At 60.3% G+C, this 1,826-nt stretch carries 1 protein-coding gene and 1 pseudogene; both read left to right on the top strand.

What is annotated here, in order from left to right; translation table 11 throughout:
• The first annotated feature begins 216 nt into the window (after positions 1–216).
• Positions 217–1,367, top strand: a pseudogene (locus AC1DH9_RS29280) (GntP family permease).
• A gap of 7 nt (positions 1,368–1,374) precedes the next feature.
• Positions 1,375–1,826, top strand: a 452-nt coding sequence (locus AC1DH9_RS29275; protein WP_477809349.1) for an SDR family NAD(P)-dependent oxidoreductase, incomplete at its 3' end; no start/stop codon positions are given.

Raw genomic sequence — 1,826 nt, 5'->3', positions numbered from 1 at the left:
GGTCAACCCCGAACACATGTGGGAGCGAGCCTGCTCGCGATAAGGCCATCCAAGTCACCATAAGTCTCCAATCCGAGACAAATTATTTCCCCATCAACGAAATAACAAGAAATATCCATATATTTCAACAAGTTACTTGAATGGCACGAAACTCGCTAACGCCCTCTCCTACAAAAGATCCAYCCCCAAAAAAAATAACAATCCAGGAGACACACCATGAGTGTGATCATTGCCTTGGCAGCCCTCGCGCTGCTGATGCTGGCTGCTTACCGTGGCTACAGCGTCATTCTCTTCGCTCCGATTGCCGCCCTTGGCGCGGTCCTGCTCACTGACCCCTCTGCCGTTGCGCCCGCCTTCACCGGCGTGTTCATGGAGAAAATGGTCGGGTTCGTCAAACTGTACTTCCCGGTGTTCCTGCTCGGCGCGGTGTTCGGCAAGCTGATCGAGTTGTCGGGCTTCTCACGTTCGATTGTCGCTGCAGCGATTCCTTCAACACCACCGCCTGGGCCGCGCCATGGCTGGGTTTGATTGGCACGATCTTCGTCTTTTGCGCCGGCATGCTGTTCCTCCAGCGTCAGCGCAACAAGGCCCAGCGCAAGGGTGAAGGCTACGGCACAGAGCTGCGCAACGAGCCGGAAACCGCCGAAGACGTGAAGCTGCCCAATCCGTGGATCGCGCTCTCGCCGTTGCTGCTGGTGGGCATCATGAACCTGCTGTTCACCCACTGGATTCCGCTGTGGTACGGCAAGACCCACAGCCTGAGCCTGCCGGGCATGTCCGCGCCGGTGACCACCGAAATCGCCAAGCTCACCGCCATCTGGGCGGTCCAGGCCGCGTTGCTGGTCGGCATCGTCATGGTGCTGGTGTTCGGCTTCCAGGCGATCCGCGGCAAGCTCGCCGAAGGCAGCAGAAGCGCGGTCAGCGGCGCCTTGCTGGCGGCGATGAACACCGCGTCGGAATACGGTTTCGGTGCGGTCATCGCCTCGTTGTCCGGCTTCCTGGTGCTGGCCGACTGGCTGAAAAGCATCCCTAACCCGCTGGTCAATGAAGCGATTACCGTGACCCTGCTGGCAGGTATCACCGGTTCGGCCTCGGGTGGCATGAGCATTGCCCTGGCGGCGATGGCCAATGACTTCATCGCGGCGGCCCATGCGGCGAACATTCCGCTGGAAGTGCTGCACCGGGTCGCGGCCATGGCCAGTGGCGGCATGGACACGCTGCCGCACAACGGCGCGGTCATTACCTTGCTCGCGGTAACGGGCCTGACCCACCGCGAAGCCTATAAAGACATTTTCTGTATTACGCTGATCAAGACCCTGGCGGTCTTCGTAGTCATCGGTACTTTCTACGCCACCGGCATTGTGTGAGGCATTCATGACAACTCTTTCGGGCAAAACCGCATTGGTCACCGGCTCCACCAGCGGCATCGGTCTGGGCATCGCACTGAGCCTGGCCAGGGCCGGCGCCAACCTGATCCTCAATGGTTTCGGCGATGCCTCCACAGTCATCGCGCAGGTACAGCAGTTTGGTGGCAAGGTCGGGCACCACCCGGCCGATGTCAGTGACCCTGCGCAAATTGCCGAGATGATCGCCTATGCCGAACGCGAGTTCGGTGGTGTCGATATCCTGGTGAACAACGCGGGCATCCAGCACGTGTCCGCGGTGGAAGACTTCCCCGTGGAGCGTTGGGATTCGATCATTGCGATCAACCTGTCGTCGGTCTTCCACAGCACCCGCCTCAGCCTGCCAGGCATGCGCGCCAAGGGGTGGGGACGGATCGTCAACATCGCCTCGGTACACGGCCAGGTCGGCTCGGTGGGTAAGGC

Source organism: Pseudomonas sp. 05T35 (genome assembly GCF_056396605.1).
Note: the sequence above shows the minus strand (reverse complement) of the source record. Positions and strands in the feature narration are given on the sequence as shown.